Origin of the sequence: Frigoribacterium sp. PvP032 (genome assembly GCF_017833035.1) — a bacterium.
In the GTDB taxonomy this organism is placed as follows: Bacteria; Actinomycetota; Actinomycetes; order Actinomycetales; family Microbacteriaceae; genus Frigoribacterium.
This window is the reverse complement of record NZ_JAFIBM010000001.1, coordinates 1,473,141-1,492,565: the sequence shown is the minus strand read 5'-3', so window position 1 is coordinate 1,492,565 and position 19,425 is coordinate 1,473,141. Positions and strand designations below refer to the sequence as shown.

The 19,425-nt window shown below is 71.4% G+C and carries 17 protein-coding genes and 1 pseudogene; 2 read left to right on the top strand and 16 right to left on the bottom strand.

From position 1 onward, the window contains the following. Positions 1–128: 128 nt before the first annotated feature. From JOE35_RS06875 to JOE35_RS06800, 16 genes are all read right to left on the bottom strand, one after another. Positions 129–530, bottom strand: coding sequence for a hypothetical protein (locus JOE35_RS06875; RefSeq protein ID WP_209560467.1), 402 nt, complete (start codon positions 528–530; stop codon positions 129–131). Further along, on the bottom strand, positions 527–1,003 hold the full coding sequence (locus JOE35_RS06870) for a hypothetical protein (RefSeq protein ID WP_209560466.1): 477 nt from the start codon (positions 1,001–1,003) through the stop codon (positions 527–529). Before JOE35_RS06870 ends, JOE35_RS06875 begins: the two co-directional genes overlap by 4 nt. Beyond that, positions 1,000–2,139, bottom strand: a complete 1,140-nt coding sequence (locus tag JOE35_RS06865; RefSeq protein ID WP_209560465.1) for a mannitol-1-phosphate 5-dehydrogenase — start codon at positions 2,137–2,139, stop codon at positions 1,000–1,002. Before JOE35_RS06865 ends, JOE35_RS06870 begins: the two co-directional genes overlap by 4 nt. Positions 2,140–2,242: 103 nt before the next feature. Next, positions 2,243–3,268: a ketol-acid reductoisomerase gene (ilvC, locus tag JOE35_RS06860; protein WP_209560464.1), complete on the bottom strand. Its 1,026-nt coding sequence runs from the start codon at positions 3,266–3,268 to the stop codon at positions 2,243–2,245. Between the two features lie 69 nt (positions 3,269–3,337). Next, complete coding sequence (gene ilvN / locus JOE35_RS06855; RefSeq protein ID WP_209560463.1) at positions 3,338–3,847, bottom strand: acetolactate synthase small subunit; 510 nt, start codon at positions 3,845–3,847, stop codon at positions 3,338–3,340. After that, positions 3,844–5,748 (bottom strand): acetolactate synthase large subunit, encoded by a 1,905-nt coding sequence (locus JOE35_RS06850; protein WP_209560462.1) that lies wholly within the window; start codon positions 5,746–5,748, stop codon positions 3,844–3,846. The genes ilvN and JOE35_RS06850 overlap by 4 nt, the downstream gene beginning before the upstream one ends. Positions 5,749–5,777: 29 nt before the next feature. Then, the gene (gene ilvD, locus JOE35_RS06845) at positions 5,778–7,541 is read right to left on the bottom strand and encodes a dihydroxy-acid dehydratase (protein ID WP_209560461.1); all 1,764 of its coding nucleotides are present in this window, start codon (positions 7,539–7,541) and stop codon (positions 5,778–5,780) included. 31 nt (positions 7,542–7,572) lie between these two features. After that, on the bottom strand, positions 7,573–8,142 hold the full coding sequence (gene mnhG / locus JOE35_RS06840) for a monovalent cation/H(+) antiporter subunit G (RefSeq protein ID WP_209560460.1): 570 nt from the start codon (positions 8,140–8,142) through the stop codon (positions 7,573–7,575). Next, positions 8,139–8,402: a monovalent cation/H+ antiporter complex subunit F gene (locus tag JOE35_RS06835; protein WP_123546477.1), complete on the bottom strand. Its 264-nt coding sequence runs from the start codon at positions 8,400–8,402 to the stop codon at positions 8,139–8,141. Before JOE35_RS06835 ends, mnhG begins: the two co-directional genes overlap by 4 nt. Beyond that, positions 8,399–9,034 carry a Na+/H+ antiporter subunit E gene (locus JOE35_RS06830; RefSeq protein WP_209560459.1) on the bottom strand — a complete coding sequence of 212 codons (636 nt, stop codon included), beginning with the start codon at positions 9,032–9,034 and terminating at the stop codon, positions 8,399–8,401. Before JOE35_RS06830 ends, JOE35_RS06835 begins: the two co-directional genes overlap by 4 nt. Further along, on the bottom strand, positions 9,031–10,626 hold the full coding sequence (locus JOE35_RS06825) for a Na+/H+ antiporter subunit D (RefSeq protein ID WP_307802976.1): 1,596 nt from the start codon (positions 10,624–10,626) through the stop codon (positions 9,031–9,033). Before JOE35_RS06825 ends, JOE35_RS06830 begins: the two co-directional genes overlap by 4 nt. Beyond that, positions 10,623–11,228 (bottom strand): Na(+)/H(+) antiporter subunit C, encoded by a 606-nt coding sequence (locus JOE35_RS06820; protein WP_209560458.1) that lies wholly within the window; start codon positions 11,226–11,228, stop codon positions 10,623–10,625. Before JOE35_RS06820 ends, JOE35_RS06825 begins: the two co-directional genes overlap by 4 nt. Further along, positions 11,225–14,221 (bottom strand): Na+/H+ antiporter subunit A, encoded by a 2,997-nt coding sequence (locus tag JOE35_RS06815; RefSeq protein ID WP_209560457.1) that lies wholly within the window; start codon positions 14,219–14,221, stop codon positions 11,225–11,227. Before JOE35_RS06815 ends, JOE35_RS06820 begins: the two co-directional genes overlap by 4 nt. A 142-nt stretch (positions 14,222–14,363) precedes the next feature. Beyond that, entirely contained in the window at positions 14,364–15,173 is an 810-nt protein-coding gene (gene otsB, locus JOE35_RS06810) for a trehalose-phosphatase (RefSeq protein ID WP_307802975.1), read from the bottom strand. Further along, entirely contained in the window at positions 15,170–16,666 is a 1,497-nt protein-coding gene (locus JOE35_RS06805) for a trehalose-6-phosphate synthase (protein ID WP_209560456.1), read from the bottom strand. Before JOE35_RS06805 ends, otsB begins: the two co-directional genes overlap by 4 nt. 148 nt (positions 16,667–16,814) lie before the next feature. Continuing rightward, the gene (locus tag JOE35_RS06800) at positions 16,815–17,585 is read right to left on the bottom strand and encodes a fructosamine kinase family protein (protein ID WP_209560455.1); all 771 of its coding nucleotides are present in this window, start codon (positions 17,583–17,585) and stop codon (positions 16,815–16,817) included. Between the two features lie 17 nt (positions 17,586–17,602). Between JOE35_RS06800 and JOE35_RS06795 the strand changes: the two genes are divergently transcribed. After that, on the top strand, positions 17,603–18,601 hold the full coding sequence (locus JOE35_RS06795) for a magnesium transporter CorA family protein (protein ID WP_209560454.1): 999 nt from the start codon (positions 17,603–17,605) through the stop codon (positions 18,599–18,601). A 218-nt stretch (positions 18,602–18,819) separates the two neighbouring features. Next, positions 18,820–19,386, top strand: a pseudogene (locus JOE35_RS15575) (sugar phosphate isomerase/epimerase family protein); the annotation flags it as partial. Positions 19,387–19,425: the final 39 nt, after the last annotated feature.

Here is a 19,425-nt window from a genome sequence, read left to right as displayed (position 1 = left end):
CGGCTGCTGTGCACTCTATCGACTCGGGCGGGACACCACGCGCACATGACGCCCCTGTCCTGTCCGCCGTCGAGGCGTGCAGCGGGGCGCGCGTCGAGCCGGGGCTGAGCACGTCAGGCCAGGTCAGATCAGATGCTGAGCACGTACGCCGTGATCGTGAGCGACACCGAGCCGACGAGGGCGAGCCCCGCGACGAAGGCGAGCACGACCTGCCAGAGCGGCCGCCTGCGCGCGACCACCAGGGCGCCGACCCACGCGACGACCGGCAGCAGCACGTTGGCGACGAGCGCGGCCCAGGGCGGCGAGGCCGCGAGACCGTCGACCCCGACCTCGTCGAAGAACTCGTTGTTCTGGTAGCGGACGTCCTGCGGCACGAGCACGAGGTTGGTGATCGCCTCGTACAGGTCGTAGGCGAAGAAGAGCGCGGCCACTGCGGCGACCACGACGACGCCGATGCGGGGTCCGCGACGGCGCGGGGCCTCGGCGGAGCCGGCCGGCTGCATGACCGGGCCGGTCTCGCGGGCGGTCACGCGCCTCCTCCGATGACCAGCGGCCAGGGGGCGAGGGCGACCGCCCCGACGGCGAAGACGAGGAGGCGGCGCGACGACCGAGACTGCGGCACCAGGAGCATCGTGGTCACGAACCACACCGCGGGGGCGACGATCGCCAGCGCGACCCCCAGCAGCCACAGGGCCGTCTGCACGCGGTCGACGGCCGTCCCGCCGAACGACGTCAGGAACTGGTCGCGCGAGACGAGCCAGCCGACGCACGAGAGCAGCGCGACGCCGCCGAAGACGCCGTGGCCCACCAGGGAGGCGCTGCTCATGCCCCCGGGGAGCTGGTCGTCCGCCTCGGCGTCGCCGTGCTCGACGGGCGTGGGGCCCTCGACGTGGCTGGTGTCCCGCTCGTCGCCCCAGCTCAGGGCGTCGTCGTCGTGCTCGTCGAGCTCGGGGGCCTCCGAGGGCCCGTCAGGCTCTCGGCGGGCCGGGGACGGGTCGGTCATGCCGCCGTCTTCGACGAGACCGCCTCCAGCAGGGCCGGGAAGAGCGGGTGGCCCTGCTCGACGCCCGTCAGCGTGACGGTCAGCTCTGCATCGGGCAGGCCGGAGGTGAGCAGCGCCTGCAGCTCGACGCTCTCGGAGTCGTCCGACACGTCGAAGTCGAGGGCGGCGCGGACGGCGCGGACGAGCGCGTCGTGGCCGAGGCCGCGCTCGGCGAGCTGGGTCGCAGGGCCGACGAAGCGCTCGTGGCGGCTGAGCTTGCGCAGCGGACCACGGCCGACGCGCTCTGTCGTGTCGGGCAGGTGGGGGTTCGAGATGCGCACGAGGTTCTTCTCGACGTAGGCCTGCTGCTCGTCGAGGTCGAGATCGTGCTTGGCGACGAGCAGCTCGGTGGTCTCGCGGAGCGCGCCGCGGACCTCGGCCAGCACCGACTCGTCGGCCAGCGCCTCGCGGATGCTGCCGAGCCCGCGGGAGAAGCCGTGGTACGCGGCGGCCGCGTGGGCGGTGTTGACCGTGAAGAGCTTCCGCTCGATGAACGGCTCCAGGTCGTCGACCCAGGTGACGCCGGCGATGTCGGGGCGGTCGGCACCGAAGGGCCCGCTCTCGACGACCCACTCGAAGAACGACTCGATGGTCACGTCGAGCGAGCCGGCGGGCTGCTCGGGGACGATGCGGTCGATGGCGCAGTTGGCGAAGACGGCGTTGTCGGCAGGGTCGGCCTGACGGACGGCCTCGGCCAGGGAGTCGGTGGCGTTGATCGCGTTCTCGCACGCGATGACGGCGAGGGCGGGGAGCGAGGCGTCGCGCGCGGCGAGCCCGCGGGCGATCACCGGGGCGACGAACGGGAGGATGCGGGCGCCCACGGCCGTGGTGACGACGTCGGCGGTCGCGATCTCGGCGACCAGCGCCTCCTCGTCGGTTCGGCTGTTGATCGCCCGGTAGCCGTCGACGACGTTGGTGCGGCTCTCTTCGCCGACCTCGTGCACCTCGAACGACGGCTGCTGCTGCAGCAGGCCGATCAGCTCGTCGTTGACGTCGGCGAACACGACCTCGTAGCCGCTCGCGTGCAGGAACTGCGCCACGAAGCCCCGACCGATGTTCCCCGCACCGAAGTGCACTGCCTTCTTGCTCGCTGCCATGCCCTAGATCATGCCACGACAGCCCGTGAGCCCCGGACGGCCGAGGGGCCCTCCTCCGGGTGGAGAAGGGCCCCTGCGGGTGATGCCGAGGTGGAGAGGGTCGTCAGCGCGCAGCGCTGCCGTCGACGTAGTCCGTGTCGGTCTGCTTCCAGGCGAACAGGGCGCGGAGCTCCTGGCCGGTGGCCTCGATGGGGTGCTCCTCGCCCTTCTTGCGCAGGGCGGCGAACTCGGGCGCGCCGGCGTCCTGGTCGTCGATGAAGCGCTTGGCGAAGGCGCCCGACTGGATGTCGGCGAGCACGGCCTTCATGTTCTCCTTCACGTCCGGCGTGATGACGCGGGGGCCGGAGACGTAGTCGCCGTACTCGGCGGTGTCGGAGACGCTCCAGCGCTGCTTGGCCAGGCCGCCCTCCCAGATGAGGTCGACGATGAGCTTCAGCTCGTGCAGCACCTCGAAGTAGGCGATCTGCGGCTGGTAGCCAGCCTCGGTGAGGGTCTCGAAGCCGTACTGGATCAGCTGCGAGGTGCCGCCGCAGAGGACGGCCTGCTCGCCGAAGAGGTCGGTCTCGGTCTCTTCGGTGAAGGTCGTCTTGATGCCGCCGGCACGGAGGCCGCCGATGCCCTTGGAGTACGACCAGGCGAGGTCCCAGGCCGAGCCGGAGGCGTCGTTCTCGACGGCGACGATGACGGGGACGCCACGGCCGGCCTCGAACTCGCGGCGGACGGTGTGGCCGGGGCCCTTGGGGGCGACGAGCAGCACGTCGACGTTCTCGGGCGCCTGGATGTAGCCGAAGCGGATGTTGAAGCCGTGGCCGAAGACGAGCGCCTTGCCCTCGGTGAGGTTCGGGGCGATGTCGTCCGCGTAGACGTGGCGCTGCACCTGGTCGGGCGCGAGGACGACGATCACGTCGCCCCAGGCCGATGCCTCGGCGGGGGTGTGCACCGTGAAGCCGGCCTCCTCGGCCTTGGCACGGCTCTTCGAGCCCTCCTTCAGGCCGATGACGACCTCGACGCCCGAGTCGCGCAGGTTCAGCGCGTGGGCGTGGCCCTGCGAGCCGTAGCCGATGACGGCGACCTTCTTGCCCTGGATGATCGACAGGTCTGCGTCGGTGTCGTACACGATCTCAGTCACGGTGGTGGTTCTCCTTGTGTGGGGCGGTGGGATGGAGCAGGGAGGCGGCGGGCGGCGGGCCCGCGCAGGTCACTGGGCCCTGGGGACCCGGTCGGTGATCGCCTTCGAGCCGCGGCCGATGGCCAGCAGGCCGGACTGCGAGATCTCGCGGATGCCGTAGGGCTCGAGCACGCGGAGCAGGGCGGTCGTCTTGCCGGTGTCGCCGGTGACCTCGATCACCAGCGAGTCGGTCGAGACGTCGACCACCGACGCGCGGAAGAGCGTGACGGCCTCGAGCACCTGGGACCGGGTGGTGGCGTCGACCCGCACCTTGATCAGCATGTGCTCGCGCTGCACCGACTGCGAGTAGTCGAGCTCGACGATCTTGATGACGTTGATCAGCTTGTTCAGCTGCTTCGTCACCTGCTCGAGCGGCAGTTCTTCGACGTCGACGACGACGGTGATTCGGCTGAGGCCCTCGACCTCGCTCTTGCCGACCGCGAGGCTCTCGATGTTGAACCCTCGCCGGGCGAAGAGACCGGCGACGCGGGTCAGCAGACCGGGCTTGTCCTCGACGAGGAGGCTCAGGACGTGGCTCATGCGTGCTCTCCTGTCATGTCGCCGTCACGGGTCGTGTCGGAGGCGCTGGTGCCGGGGGCCTCGTCGTCCCACTCGGGCGCGAGCGCGCGGGCGTGCTGGATCTCGGAGTTCGACACGCCCTGGGGCACCATCGGCCAGACCATGGCGTCGCGGCTGACCACGAAGTCGATGACGACCGGACGGTCGTTCGTCTCGAGTGCCAGCTTGATGGCGTCGTCGACCTCGTCCTCCCGCCTGACGCGGATGCCGAGGGCGCCGTACGCGTCGGCGAGCTTGACGAAGTCGGGCACCATCCGCGTCTCGTGGCCCGTGTTCAGGTCGGTGAACGAGTGGCGGCCCTCGTAGAACAGGGTCTGCCACTGGCGCACCATGCCGAGCGACGAGTTGTTGATGATCGCGACCTTGATCGGGATGTCGTTGATGACGCAGGTCGCGAGCTCCTGGTTGGTCATCTGGAAGCAGCCGTCGCCGTCGATCGCCCAGACGACGCGGTCGGGCTGGGCCACCTTCGCGCCCATGGCGGCCGGCACCGAGTAGCCCATCGTGCCCGCGCCTCCCGAGTTCAGCCAGGCGTGGGGACGCTCGTACTCGATGAACTGGGCGGCCCACATCTGGTGCTGGCCGACGCCGGAGGCGTAGATCGCCTCGGGGCCGGAGAGCTGGCCGATGCGCTGGATGACTGCCTGGGGCGACAGCAGCCCGTCGTCGGGCTGCGTGTAGCCGAGCGGGAACTGCTCGCGGAGGCCGTTCAGCTTCTCCCACCAGGCCGACGTGTCGGCACGGTCGGCGACGGGGATCTCGGCGAACGCCGCGGCCAGGTCGGGGATGACGACCTTCGCGTCGCCCACGATGGGCACGTCGGCGAGTCGGATCTTCGAGATCTCGGCCGGGTCGACGTCGACGTGGACGACCTTGGCGCCGGGCGCGAAGAGGTCGGCCTTGCCGGTGACGCGGTCGTCGAAGCGGGCGCCGAGCGCGATGATGAGGTCGCTCTCCTGCAGGCCGAGCACGGCGGGCACTGTGCCGTGCATGCCGGGCATGCCGAGGTGCTGGGCGTGGGTGTCGGGGAACGCGCCGCGCGCCATCAGCGTCGTGACGACGGGGGCGCCGGTCAGCTCGACCAGGGCCGCGAGCTCGGCCGAGGCGCCGGCACGGATGACTCCCCCGCCGACGTAGAAGACGGGCTGCCGCGCCTCGGCCATCAGCTGGGCCGCGGCGGCGATCTGCTTGCCGTGCGCCTTCGTGACCGGCCGGTAGCCGGGCAGGTCGACGACGGGCGGCCACACGAAGGGCGCCGAGTTCTGCTGGGCGTCCTTCGTGATGTCGACGAGCACGGGGCCGGGCCGGCCGGTGCTCGCGATCTGGTACGCGGCGGCCAGCGTGGCCGGGATGTCCTCCGGCTTCGTCACGAGGAAAGAGTGCTTCGTGATCGGCATCGTGATGCCGACGATGTCGGCCTCCTGGAACGCGTCGGTGCCCATCAGGGTCGAGAAGACCTGGCCCGTGATCGCGAGCAGCGGCATGCTGTCCATGTAGGCGTCCGCGATGGCGGTGACGAGGTTGGTGGCACCCGGCCCGGAGGTGGCGATCGCCACGCCGACCCGGCCGGACGCCGCCGCATAGCCCTCGGCCGCGTGGCCGGCGCCCTGCTCGTGCCGCACCAGGATGTGCCGGATCGCGGTCGACGCCATCAGCTCGTCGTAGAACGGGATGATCGCGCCGCCGGGCAGGCCGAAGACGTCGGTCACCCCGAGGTGCTCGAGCGACTTGAGGATCGCGCCGGAGCCCGTGAGGACGACGGGCTGCGTCGTCGTCGCGGGGCTCGTCTGGCCGGCCGCGGGGGCCGGTCGGGCGGCGGGGCGCACGGGCGTGCCGGGCTGGGGGGTCGTGTCGTGGGGCATCAGTGCCGAGTCCCTCTTCGTGGTGGTGGTCAGTACGTGACCGCGCCCTCGGCCGCGGAGCGGACCTGGCGCGCGTACTTGGCGAGGACGCCGCGGGTGTAGCGCGGAGGGAGGGGAGCCCAGCCTTCTCGGCGGGCCTCGAGCTCAGCGGCGTCGACGAGTAGGTCGATCGAGCGAGCGGCGATGTCGACACGGATGAGGTCGCCATCACGCACGAAGGCGATGGGACCGGAGTCCACCGCTTCGGGTGCTATGTGGCCGATGCAGAGGCCGGTTGTGCCGCCTGAGAATCGCCCGTCCGTCAAGAGTAGTACATCCTTGCCGAGCCCAGCGCCCTTGATGGCGGCGGTGATGGCGAGCATCTCGCGCATGCCGGGGCCGCCCTTGGGGCCCTCGTAGCGGATGACGACGACGTCCCCGGCCTCGATCCGCCCGGCGGTGAGGGCGTCCATCGCGCCGCGCTCGCGCTCGAAGACCTTGGCAGGGCCCTCGAAGACGGAGGCGTCGAAGCCCGCGGTCTTGACGACGGCGCCCTCCGGGGCGAACGAGCCGCTCAGCACGGTGAGCCCGCCGGTCGCGTGGATCGGGTTCTCGAGGGTGCGCAGCACCTCGCCGTCGAGCGGCTTCGGCTTGATCGCCTCGAGGTTCTCCCTCACGGTCTTGCCCGTGACGGTGAGGCAGTCGCCGTGGAGCAGGCCCGCGTCGAGCAGGGCCTTCATGACGACGGGGACGCCGCCCATGCGGTCGACGTCGTTCATCACGTACTTGCCGAAGGGCTTGAGGTCGCCGATGTGCGGGATCGTGTCGCCGATGCGGTTGAAGTCGTCGATGGTGAGGTCGACCTCGGCCTCGTAGGCGATCGCCAGCAGGTGCAGCACGACGTTCGTCGACCCGCCGAACGCCATGGCCACGGCGATGGCGTTCTCGAACGCCTCCTTCGTGAGGATGTCGCGGGTGGTGATGCCGAGGCGCAGCAAGTTCACCACGGCCTCGCCCGAGCGGTGGGCGAAATAGTCGCGACGGCGGTCGGCCGAGGGCGGCGAGGCCGAGCCGGGCAGGCTCATGCCGAGCGCCTCGGCGACGCTCGCCATCGTGTTGGCGGTGTACATGCCGCCGCAGGCGCCCTCGCCGGGCACGATGGCGCACTCGATGGCCTTGAGGTCCTCGTCGCTGATGGTGCCGGCCTTGTGGGCGCCGACGGCCTCGAACGAGTCGATGATCGTGACGTTCTTCTCGGTGCCGTCGCTGAGCTTGACCCAGCCGGGGGCGACGCTGCCCGCGTAGAGGAACACGCTGGCGAGGTCGAGGCGAGCGGCCGCCATCAGCATGCCCGGCAGCGACTTGTCGCAGCCGGCCAGCAGCACCGAGCCGTCGAGACGCTCGGCGTTCATCACGACCTCGACGCTGTCGGCGATGACCTCGCGCGAGACGAGGGAGAAGTGCATGCCCTCGTGGCCCATCGAGATGCCGTCGGAGACCGAGACGGTGCCGAACTGCAGCGGGTAGCCGCCGCCGCCGTGCACTCCCTCTTTCGCGCCCTGGGCGAGCCGGTCGAGCGACAGGTTGCAGGGGGTGATCTCGTTCCAGCTGCTGGCGATGCCGATCTGCGGCTTCTCCCAGTCTTCGTCGCCCATGCCGACGGCGCGGAGCATGCCGCGCGAGGTGGTGGCCTCGACCCCGTCGGTGACGACGCGGCTGCGGGGCTTGATGTCGATGGGCGCTGCGTCGATGGGTGCTGCGTCGATGGGGCATCGGGCGGCTGCGTCCGACGGCTGGCTGTCATTCACGGGCATGGGTCGAGTTTAGGGCCAGCGGACGCGCCCCTCAGCCGAGGCCGGGATCGGGGGCGTGGTGGTGGCCGCCCTTGACGTGCAGCGGGGCGTCGTGCTCGCGCTCCCTGGCCTCGTCGTCGTGGGCGTCGTCGTCGCCCTCGGAGTCGTCGAGCCCGTCCGCGCGGTCGAGCTCGACGGCCAGCGCGTCGGCCGAGCCCACCGGGAGGGTCGCGGGGTCGACGTCCGACAGCGACTGCCCGTCGGCCACGAGCTCTTCCCCCGCGCGGGCGACGGCCTCGTCGAGCTCGTCCACGACGAGCATGTCGCGGCGGAGGTCGCCGTTGCGGTAGCCGGCCCGGCCGATCATGTGCGCCGAGATCGGCGCCGTGAGCATCTGGAAGACGAGCACGACCAGCAAGGAGGCGATGGTCCCGAGGTTGTGCTGGTCCAGCGCGATCGCCGACAGCATCAGGATCAGCCCGAAGATCTGCGGCTTCGTGGCGGCGTGCATCCGGGTGAGGGCGTCGGGGAACCGGAGCAGGCCGACGCCGGCGGCCGCGGAGAGGGTCGCGCCCGCGACGAGCAGCACCGCGCTCGAGATCGTGTAGAACTGCTCGCTCATGACGGGTCCTGCCTCGACACGTAGCGCGCCACGGTGATCGAGCCGAACACGGCAGTCAGGGCGAGCACGATGATGACCGGGAGGGTGCGCGTGTGGTTCCCGAGCACCATGTCGGCGGCGAGCACGCAGATGAGGGTCGTGAGCAGCATGTCGCTCGCGATCATGCGGTCGAGGATGGACGGCCCCCGCACGATCCGCAGCACGGACGCGAGCGCGGCGAACGCGAAGAGCACGCCGACGACCCAGGAGACGATCGTCACGAGGCGACCCCCTTGTTCTTCTCGTTCACGGGCACCTCGGCGCCGGACCGGTCGGTGGGCGCGTCCTCGGTGGCGGGCGTGCCGTCGGCGATGCGGCGCAGGTCGTCGGCGCTGCCGAGGGCGCGCGCGATGCGCTTCTCGAAGCCGAGCACGCTGTGCCGCACCTCCTCGACTCCGTCGGCGTCCTCGACCGCGAGGGCGTGCATGTAGAGGATCGACCGCTCGCGGTCGGCCTCGACGACGAGCGACCCCGGCACCAGCGAGACGGCCTCGGCGACCAGCGTCATGATGAAGTCCGAGCGGGTGTGCAGCTGCACGGCGACGATCGCGTTGCTCTGCACGCCCCGGGGCCGTACGGCCTTCCAGGCGACCTCGACCGACGCGACGACGAGGTCGAACAGGAACCGGCCGAGGAACACGAGCGCCCAGCCGAGGTTGAACCGCCCGCTCAGCTCGACCGGCGGCAGGAAGAACACCCGGGTGACGAGCAGCGCGACGAGCACGCCCGTGACGAACGAGAGCACGGTCAGCTGGTTCCAGAGGAACATCCAGAGGACGACGAGGCCGACGAGGAGGGGCAGCTGACGGAGCAGGCTGCGTCCGACCTCGTGGGCCGAGGGCCGGGCGGTCACGGTGCGCTCCCCTCGTTCTCGGCGGTGTCGCCCTCACCGGAGGGGAAGACGAGCTGGACGTAGGAGTTCGACCCGTAGACCTTGCCGGCCGCGCGCTCGGCGACCCCGTAGAGCGGGCCCGCGAAGACGGTCAGCACGAGCGAGACGCCGACCATGCCGACGGTGGCGCCGATCATGGTGCGCGGGTTGGCTCGCTTCGCCTGGACCGCGGTGCGGCCGGGCGCCTCCTCGAGGCGCTCGGTGAGGGGCGACTCATGATCTTCGACGTCGCTGCCGGGACGCCAGAAGGCCAGGTTCCAGGCTCGCATCAGGGCGTACAGCGTGAGCAGCGACGTGACCGCGCCGGCGCCGATCAGCACGTAGACGAGCGGGTCGTCGAGGCGAGCGCCGGCGTCGAAGAGCGCCACCTTGCCGATGAAGCCGGAGAACGGCGGGATGCCGCCGAGGTTGAGGGCCGGGATGAAGAACAGCACCGCCACCACGGGCGCCGCCTTGAGCAGCCCGCCGAGACGCAGCACCGAGGCCGTCCCGCCGCGCCGCTCGATCAGCCCCGCCGCGAGGAAGAGCGTCGTCTGCACCGTGATGTGGTGCACGACGTAGTAGATCGTCGCCGCGAGCCCCTCGACGGTGCCGAGGGCGATGCCGAAGATCATGTAGCCGATGTGGCTGACGAGGGTGAACGACAGGAGGCGCTTGATGTCCGCCTGCGCCACCGCGCCCAGGATCCCGATCACCATCGTCAGCAACGAGATGATCAGCAGGTAGACGTTCACGTTGCTCTCGACGAAGAGAACGGTCTCGGTCCGGATGATGGCGTAGACGCCGACCTTCGTCAGCAGGCCCGCGAACACTGCCGTGACCGGGGCCGGCGCGGTCGGGTACGAGTCGGGCAGCCAGAACGACAGCGGGAAGATCGCGGCCTTGATGCCGAAGGCCGTCAGCAGCATCACGTGGATGATCGTCTGGACGTCCGGCGGGATCGTGTCCATCTTCTGCGCGATGTCCGCGATGTTGACGGTGCCGAGGGCGCCGTAGATCATCGCGATCGAGGCCAGGAACAGCACGCTCGAGAGCAGGCTCACGACGATGTACGTGACGCCGGCCCGGATCCGCTGCTCGGTGCCGCCGAGGGTGATCAGCACGTAGCTCGCGATCAGCAGCATCTCGAAGCCGACGTAGAGGTTGAAGAGGTCGCCTGCCGCGAACGCGTCGAAGACGCCGGCGGCGAGGATCAGGTACGTGGGGTTGTAGATCGAGACGGGGGCGTCGCCGTCGCCGTCCGCCGAGCCCTGCCCGACCGAGAACACGAAGACCGCCAGCAGCACGATCGACGAGATGGTGAGCATCAGCGCCGCGAGCCGGTCGACCACGAGGAGGATGCCGAAGGGCGCCTCCCACCCGCCGATCTGCACCGCGATGGCGCCGTCACGGTCGACGACGACGAGGAGGACGGCGCTGATGGCCACGACGATCGCGAGGGCCGCGATCGTGAGGACGGCCTGGAGCCGGGGCCGCCTCGTGGCGACGAGGGCTGCGCCCGCGCCCATGAGGGGCACGAGGACCACGAGGGGGACGAGGAAGTCGAGGTTCACGGCCGGCCTCCTCTCGGGTCGTCACGGTAGGTGCCGCGGTCGCGGTCTCGTTCGGGGTGGGCCGGGTCGTGGTCGGGAGCGTGCTCCGGGTCGGCGACCGGGATCGTCTCGTTCGGGGCGTGGTCCCACGGGTCGTCGTCGTCGAAGGACGTCTTCGGGACGGCCGCCTCGGCGTCGGGGCCGAACTCGGTGTCCCCGTCGCTCTCGTCGTCGCCGTCGCCCTGCGTCTCGTCCTCGGCGGGCACCCCGCGGATGCCGATCTCGAGGTCCTCGAGGTCGTCCGCCACGTCGTCCTCCTGGGCGAGCCGCCAGGAGCGGTAGATGAGCGCGAGGAGGAACGCGGACACGCCGAAGGTGATGACGATGGCCGTGAGGATGAGGGCCTGCGGCAGGGGGTCGGCGAAGGTCGACTCCGGCACCTGGCCGTCGGCGATCGGGGCCTCGCCGCTGCGGCCGGACATCGTGAGGATGAGGATGTTCGTCGCGTTGCCCACGAGCAGGAACCCGAGCAGCACGCGCGTCATGCTGCGCTCGAGCATGAGGTAGATGCCGCACGCGTAGAGCGCGGCCATCACGACGATCAGGACCAGCGACGCGCTCATGCGGGACCCTCCGCCTTGGTGGTGGCCGTGACCGAGGCGTCGCCGCGGTCGTCTTCCTCTTCTTGACGGTCGACCTCGGCCCCCAGGCTGCGGAGCACGTCGAGCACGAGGCCCACGACGACGAGGTAGACGCCGATGTCGAAGAACGTCGACGTGACGAACTCGACGTGGCCGAGCAGCGGCACCTCGCCCTCGAACCAGGTCGAGGTCAGCGCGTCGACGCCGAAGAAGAGGGGCACGACTGCCGTGGCGACGACGATCAGCAGACCGCTGCCGAGCACCTTGCCGGCGTCGAGGGGCGCCGCGGCGCCGAGCTCGAACCGTCCGCCCGCGAGGTAGCGCGCCACGAACGCCATGCCCGCGACCAATCCACCGGCGAAGCCGCCGCCCGGCAGGTTGTGACCCGCGAAGAGCAGGTAGATCGAGACGACGACGATGGCGTGGAACAGCAGCCGGACGACGACCTCGAGCAGGATCGAGCGGTTCTGCGGCGCCAGCTTGCGGCCGGCGAGCAGCCAGGCACGCCGGTCGCCCTCGACCTCTGACCCGACCGCCGTGCTCGAGGAGGCGTCGGCCCGGTCCGCCTGGCTGCCGCCGCCCCCGGTACCGGGGACGACGGGAGCAGGCTCGAGGGCCGGGCGCACGCGGGCCAGGAAGCGCTGGGCGCGGGTGCGGCGGGCCGGACGCGGCAGCATGTCCGTGCGCGACGTAAGGAAGACGAGGCTCGCGACGCCGGTGGCGGCGGCGATCAGCACGCTGATCTCGCCCATGGTGTCCCAGCCGCGGATGTCGACGAGGGTGACGTTGACGACGTTCTTGCCGTGCCCGCCGACGACGGCGAGCTCCGGGAACGCGCTCGAGATCGTGCCGCCGCTGCGGGCGCCGAGGGCGACGACGGCGATGGTCGCCATCACGCAGCCGACCGAGATGCCGATGACGGCACGGAGCGCGCGGTGCGAGCGTCCGTTGCGGTCGCCCAGGCGGGCCGGCAGGCGTCGGAGCACCAGCACGAAGGCGATGAGGGTGATCGTCTCGATCAGCGCCTGGGTGAGCGCGAGGTCGGGAGCACCGTGCAGGGCGAACAGCGCGGCCATGCCGTAGCCGGTCACGCCGACGAGCACGACGGCCTGGAAGCGCTTGTTCGACCGGGCAGCGGCCACGGCGCCGACGATCATCAGGCTGCCGACGGCCAGCTGGGCTGGGTAGTCCCAGATGACGGCCGCGTCGGGCCAGCTGCGGTTCGACGACAGGGTCACGATGCTCGAGACGACGAAAACCACGAGGATCGTGCCGAGGTAGAACGGCAGCGAGCCGCGCTGGGTCGTCGCCGTCGTGCGCGACGCCGTCTTGTCGATGCCGGTCATGATGCGGACGTAGCCGTCGGAGGCGCGGGGCAGGAACGAGACCGCCTTCTGCACCGCGGACACCCGGTCACGCTGCCAGAACATCACGGCGCCGAGCACGAGCGAGAGCACGGTGAGGCCGAGTGCGGGCTCGAAGCCGTGCCAGAGCGCCAGGTGGTACGGGCCGTGCTCGCCCTCGACGTGCGGCAGCGTGTCCGCGTAGCGCGCCATGACGGAGTCGACCGGCGCCGCGGCGAAGCCGAGCGCGAGGCTGAGGGCCGCCAGCACGGCCGGCGCGGCGAGGAAGTCGATGTGCTCGCGGACGAAGTCGACCGGGGCGACGTCGCGCTTGCGGGCGAACGCCCCCCAGAGGAACCGCAGGCTGTAGGCCGTCGTGAGGACGGAGCCCACGACGACGCCGACCAGCGCGATCACGCCCCAGGCGCTGCCGTGCTCGGCGTCGGCGAGCAGGGCCGAGAGCACCGCCTCCTTCGCCACGAAGCCGAACGTCGGGGGCACGCCGGCCATCGACGCGAGCGCGATCACGGTGATGACGACGAGCACGGGCGCCTGGCGGCCCAGGCCGCTCAGCTTGCGGAGGTCGCGTGTGCCGGTGCGGTGGTCGACGATGCCGACGACGAGGAAGAGCGTCGCCTTGAACAGGGCGTGCGCGACTAGCAGGGCGAGGGCCGCGAGCCCCGCGTCCCGGGTGCCGTAGCCCGCGATGATCGTGAGGAAGCCGAGCTGGCTGACCGTGCCGTAGGCGAGGACGAGCTTGAGGTCGTGCTGGCGGAGGGCACGGTAGCCGCCGAGCAGCATCGTGACGACGCCGACCGTGACCACGACCTCCTGCCAGCCGGGCGAGTCGTGGTAGCCGGGCGCGAAGCGAGCGACGAGGTAGATGCCGGCCTTGACCATGGCCGCGGCGTGCAGGTACGCGCTGACGGGGGTGGGCGCCGCCATGGCCGCGGGCAGCCAGAAGTGGAACGGCACGAGTGCCGACTTCGACAGCGCCCCGACGAGCACCAGGATCACGGCGACGGTGACGGCCGTGCCGCTCGGCGGCGACGCCACGAGGGCCTCGATCGAGGAGGTGCCGCCCTGGACGCTGAGGATCACGAGCCCGACCAGCATGGCCAGCCCGCCCGCCGTGGTGACGATCAGCGCCTGGAGCGCCGCCCCACGGCTCGCCTGCTTGTTCGTGTAGTGCCCGATCAGCAGGTACGAGAAGACGCTCGTGGCCTCCCAGAACACGAAGAGGACGAAGACGTCGTCGCTCGTCACGAGGCCGTACATGGCGCCGGCGAAGGCGACCAGCACGGCGGCGAAGCGGGCGAGGCTCTTCTCCCCCGGCTTGAAGTAGCGGGAGCAGTAGACGAGCACCAGCCCGCCCACGCCGGTGACCACCAGGGCGAGCACCCACGACAGCACGTCGAGGCGGAGCGTCAGCGTGATGCCGAGCTGCGGGATCCACGGGACCGACTCGACGACCTGCCCCTGCGAGAGGACCTGCGGCCCCTGCAGGGCGGTCATCACCATGGCGGCGAAGGGCACGGCCGAGGCCCAGAGGAACAGCGACGGCCCGAGTCGGCGACCGAGTGCGGCGACGACGATCGAGGCGGCCGCGAAGGCCGCGAGAGCAGCGATCATCAAGGTGCACCTCCGTCGGCTGGCGAGTTCGTCGGTCGTTCGGGCTGATCGGCGACGAGGAGTCGGGCGGAGAGGTCAGCTTACCTTGCAGTCACCTGGGAAGACCGCCCGAAGGGCACGGCCCTCGGGGACGCATGCGCGATCAGGCATGCCCCAGGTGCTCGCGGAGGTCGGCTAGCTCGCCGAGCAGCCGGCCGATCGCCGCGGGGTCCGCGACGCGGTGGCTCGCGGCGGTCTCGCCGGGCCCGACCCGGATGCCGAGGTCGCCGTCGCCGAGCGACCGCAGGGCGTCCTCGTCGGTGACGTCGTCGCCGGCGAACAGCACGGCGGTGGCTCCCACGGCCTCGCGGAGCCGCGCGACCCCGTCGTCCTTGCCGGTCGGGCGGACGGCGTACTCGCGCACGTTCTTGCCCTCACGGGCGTGCACCCCCGGCTCGTCGGCGAGGCGGGCGCGGACCGCCTCGCGCACCTCCGTCGTCGTCGCCTCGTCCGCGAGCCGCGTGTGCAGGGCCAGGCCCGCCGGCTTCTCCTCGACGAAGACGCCGTCGCGGCCGTCGGCCGCCGTGTGCAGCGCCTCGGAGATGACCTCGCGACGAGCGAGCTCGTCGTCGGTCAGCGACGTCACCTCGCCGCCGATGCGCACCTCGATCCCGTGCGACCCCACGAGCAGCACCTGCTCGGGCATCTCGCTGATCCGGTCGAGCGACGCGAGGTCGCGACCGGAGACGAGGGCGACGGAGGTGCCCTCCAGCTCGAGGAGGCGACGGATCGCCTCCTTCGACTCGGGCAGCGGGCGGGCCGCCATCGGCTGGTCGACCTCGGGCGCGAGGGTGCCGTCGAAGTCGAGGGCGACGAGGAGGCGCGGCGTCGTCGCGAGACGGCCGAGCGCGTCCGAGAGGGCTCGCGACCGGTCGTCGGCGGGCAGGTCGGCGGGCAGGGGGTTCGTGGTCACGATGCGTCCTCCTCGGCGGGTGCCGTGATCTGCTGGCCGGGGCGCACGTTCTCGAGCGCCTGCAGGAACGACGCGGACCAGCTCGCCACGTCGTGCTCGAGCACGCGGCGACGGAGGGCGCGCATGCGCGTCGTCCGGTCGCGCTTGGGCATCTCGATCGCCCGCATGATGGTGTTCTTCAGGCCGCCGATGTCGTGCGGGTTGATCAGCAGCGCGGTCTTGAGCTCGTCGGCGGCGCCGGCGAACTCGCTGAGCACGAGCACGCCGTCGTTGTCGCGACGCACGGCCACGTACTCCTTCGCGACGAGGTTCATCCCGTCGCGGAGGGCCGTGACCAGCATGATGTCAGCCGCGAGGTAGAGCGCCACCATCTCCTCGCGCGGGTAGCCGTGGTGGTGGTAGCTGATGGCCGTGTGGCTCATCGTCGCGTAGTCGCCGTTGATGCGGCCGACGGTCAGCTCGATCTCGTCGCGCAGCGTCTTGTACGTCTCTACCCGCTCGCGGCTGGGGCTCGCGACCTGCACGAGCGTCGCGTCCTCGACGCTCAGCCGGCCGTCGGCGAGCAGCTCGCCGAACGCCTTCATGCGGTGGCGGATGCCCTTGGTGTAGTCGAGCCGGTCGACGCCGAGCATGACCGTCTTCGGGTTGCCGAGGCCGGCGCGGATCTCGGCCGCCCTGGCCTGGATGTCGGGTCGCGCGGCCAGTTCTTCGTAGCTGGCGGCGTCGATCGAGATCGGGAAGTGCTTGGCGAGCACCCGGCGCACCTTCGCGCCCCGACGCGACACGTGCGACGACTCCGTGGCCGCGTCGTCGTCGACCGGCACCTCGACGTAGGGGCGGGTCGTCCCGTAGCCCAGCAGGTGGCGCACCGCCCGCGAGAAGTTCGACGCGTCGTCGCCGCGCTGGAACCCGATCACGTCGGCGCCGAGCAGCCCCTCGAGGATCTGACGGCGCCAGGGCAGCTGCGAGAAGATGCCGAGCGGCGGGAACGGGATGTGGTTGAAGAAGCCGATCGTCACGTCGGGTCGCGCCTCGCGCAGCATCTTCGGGACGAGCTGCAGCTGGTAGTCCTGCACCCAGATCGTGCCGCCCTCCTCGGTGATCTCGGCGGCCCGGTCGGCGAAGCGCTGGTTCACCTGCACGTACGCCTCCCACCAGAGGCGGTGGTACGTCGGTGCGGCGATGACGTCGTGGTAGAGCGGCCAGAGCGTGTCGTTGCTGAAGCCCTCGTAGTAGCGCTGCACCTCCTCGGCGCTGAGGGGCACGGGCACGATGTGGATGCCCTCGTCGACGAACGGCTCGAACTCGAGGTCGGGCTGGCCGGCCCAGCCGACCCAGGCGCCGTCGTTCGCCTTCATCACGGGCTCGAGGGCGGTCACGAGTCCGCCTGGCGAGTGCTGCCACGACGCGGAGCCGTCCTCGGCGATGACGCGGTCGACGGGCAGGCGGTTGGAGACGACGACGAAGCCGTAGCGCTCAGCGGTGTCAGGCATGGGGGTGATCAGCTCCGTTCGACCCCCGGGAGACGGGGGACGGCCAGATTATCAGCGCGCCCGTCGGCGACCCCGGCGAGGCCTGTCCCCCGGGCGGCCCTCCGCCGGCCGGCCCTCCGCCGGGCGACCGGTCTCCCGTGCCCCTGGCTCAGACGAGCCGGAGCACCTGCGCCGCGGCCTCGGCGAGCGCCCGGCCGTAGCTGCGCCCGTGGCCCGCCGCGTGCACCGCGAGCGGGTGCAGCTGGTGGAGCGGCACGCGGTCGCGCCAGCCGTCCCGGAGCGGGGCCGCGTCCTGGTAGCCGGCCAGCGCCTCCTCGAGCCAGGGCAGGCCGAACAGCTGCAGCATCGCCAGGTCGGTCTCGGGATGGCCGCCGTGCGCGGCCGGGTCGATCAGGACGACGCCGTCCGCGCCGAAGAGGACGTTGCCGCTCCAGAGGTCGCCGTGCAGGCGAGCCGGCGGCTGGTCGTCGTCGAGGGCGCCCCCGGCGACGAGGTCGCAGGCGCGCTCGACGAGGTCGAGCTCGTCCCGTGTGAGCGAGCCTGCCTCGAGGGCCGTGCGGGCGAACGGCAGCACCCGCTGGGCGGCGTAGAACTCGCCCCAGCTGGCGCGGGGCGTGCACTCCTGCTGCCGTCGGCCGATGAACACGGGGCCCTGCCAGCCCGTAGGAGGCGCCCCGAAGGCGTCCGCACCGGCCGCGTGGGTGACCGCGAGCGCCGCGCCGAACTGCCGTGCCGTCTCGGGCGTCGGACGCGTCTCGCGCACGGTCTCGAGCGCGATCCGCCCCGGCGAGACCGACTCGACGGCCACGATCACGGCGCCTCCCAGGGGCGTGGCCTCGGCGAGCCACGCGAGCCCTGCCGCCTCCGCCTCGAAGAAGTGCTCAGGGGCGTCGGCGCGCTGCTTAACGTGTGGGGTCACGTGGATAGCATGCCCCCATGACCGAGGCCCCGACCACGACCCGCACCCCGACGCAGACCCGGGCGTACCGGGAGGGGCGGCTCGTGGCGCAGGGGTTCCCGCTGGCCGAGGTGAGCGATCACCTGGAGACCGAGGGCTGCACCGTCTGGGTCGACCTGACCGACCCCACGGAGGCGGACTTCGACGACCTCGAGGACGAGCTCGGGCTGCACGAGCTGGCCGTCGAGGACGCCCTGCAGGACGGCCAGCGGCCGAAGGTCGACCGCTACGAGAACCACCTCTTCACCGCGCTGTACGACGTCTCGTTCGACGCGGCCTCGGGCGAGCTGACGACGAGCGAGGTCAAGGCGTTCCTGACCGCGAAGGCCCTCGTGACCATCCACCACGCCGACTTCGACGTCTCGCGGCTCGAGAAGGCGTTCGACCAGAGCCCCGACCTCGCCGCCCACGGCGTCTCCTTCTTGCTCTGGGGCGTGCTCGACGTCGTCGTCGACCGGCACTTCGAGGCCGTCGACGCGCTCGACGACGAGATCGAGGGCATCGCCGACGACCTGTTCGACCCTGCGCCGCGCACCCTCGACGTGCAGAAGCGCTCGTTCGCCCTGCGGAAGAGCCTCGTCCGGCTGAGGCGGGTCGCCTCCCCCATGCGCGAGGTGCTCAACACGCTGCTGCGCCGCGACCTGCACGACCTCGACCCGGTGATGCAGCCCTACTACCAGGACGTCTACGACCACGTCATCAGGGTCGCCGAGCAGAACGACTCGCTCCGCGACCTCGTCTCGACCATCCTCGACACGAACCTCAACCTGCAGTCCAACCGGATGAACGGGATCATGAAGAAGGTGACGAGCTGGGCGGCGATCATCGCCGTCCCCACCGCCATCACGGGGTTCTACGGCCAGAACGTGCCGTACCCGGGCTTCAGCACGGTCGGCGGCTTCGTCACGTCGTGCGTGCTCATCGTCGGCGTGGGCGGCGTGCTCTGGTGGCAGTTCCGCAAGCGCGACTGGCTGTAGGAGGCGGTCGACCGGCCCGAGGAGCAGGTCGCCCGGCCCCGGAGACGTTCCCCGGTCGTTCGCCCGACGTTCATCCCCGCTCGGCTCCCCCGCCGTGGGCACGGTCGTAGCCTGGCCGCGTGATCACGGTCGGAACGAGCACGTCCTGCGTCTCCCCGCTCCCCGTCGACGAGGCCTTCCGCCTCGCGAGGACCACCGGCTTCGACGGGGTGGAGGTGATGGTGACCGCCGACCGGGCGAGCCGCGACGCCCGGCTGCTCCGCGCCTCCTCGGCTCGGTGGGGGCTGCCGGTGCTCTCGGTGCACGCGCCCGTTCTGCCGCTCGCCCACTTCGCCCTCGGCCGCGACCAGGGCGAGAAGCTGCGACGCTCGGCCGAGCTCGCGGTCGAGCTCGGCGCCTCGACCGTGGTCGTGCACCCGCCGTTCCGGTGGCAGCGTCGGCACTCCGCGCGGTTCCTCGACCTGGTCAGGGAGCTGGCCGCGTCGACCGGCGTCGAGCTGGCGGTCGAGAACATGTTCCCCTGGCGTGCGGGCCCGATCGTCGCCGACGTCTACTCCCCCGGCCACGACCCGTCGTCCTTCGACGTCGACGCGGCGGTGCTCGACTTCTCGCACGCCGCCGTCGCCGGGCGCGACGCCCTCGACCTCGCGCTGGCGCTCGGGCAGCGCCTCCGTCACGTCCACCTCTGCGACGGGGTCGTCTCGCCGCGGCCCGGCGGTCTCGTCGACCAGCACCTGGTGCCGGGCACGGGCGACCAGCCGGTCGCGGAGGTGCTCGGGCACCTGGCACGGTCGGGCTGGTCGGGGTCGGTCGTCGCCGAGGTG

Excerpts from the sequence above, each read along its gene's own strand:
- JOE35_RS06870 (WP_209560466.1), bottom strand. The coding sequence starts at position 1,003 with ATGACCGACCCGTCCCCGGCCCGCCGAGAGCCTGACGGGCCCTCGGAG.
- JOE35_RS06865 (WP_209560465.1), bottom strand. The coding sequence starts at position 2,139 with ATGGCAGCGAGCAAGAAGGCAGTGCACTTCGGTGCGGGGAACATCGGT.
- ilvN (WP_209560463.1), bottom strand. The coding sequence starts at position 3,847 with ATGAGCCACGTCCTGAGCCTCCTCGTCGAGGACAAGCCCGGTCTGCTG.
- JOE35_RS06850 (WP_209560462.1), bottom strand. The coding sequence starts at position 5,748 with ATGCCCCACGACACGACCCCCCAGCCCGGCACGCCCGTGCGCCCCGCC.
- ilvD (WP_209560461.1), bottom strand. The coding sequence starts at position 7,541 with ATGCCCGTGAATGACAGCCAGCCGTCGGACGCAGCCGCCCGATGCCCC.
- mnhG (WP_209560460.1), bottom strand. The coding sequence starts at position 8,142 with ATGAGCGAGCAGTTCTACACGATCTCGAGCGCGGTGCTGCTCGTCGCG.
- JOE35_RS06820 (WP_209560458.1), bottom strand. The coding sequence starts at position 11,228 with ATGAGCGCGTCGCTGGTCCTGATCGTCGTGATGGCCGCGCTCTACGCG.
- JOE35_RS06815 (WP_209560457.1), bottom strand. The coding sequence starts at position 14,221 with ATGATCGCTGCTCTCGCGGCCTTCGCGGCCGCCTCGATCGTCGTCGCC.
- JOE35_RS06805 (WP_209560456.1), bottom strand. The coding sequence starts at position 16,666 with ATGCCTGACACCGCTGAGCGCTACGGCTTCGTCGTCGTCTCCAACCGC.
- JOE35_RS06795 (WP_209560454.1), top strand. The coding sequence starts at position 17,603 with ATGACCGAGGCCCCGACCACGACCCGCACCCCGACGCAGACCCGGGCG.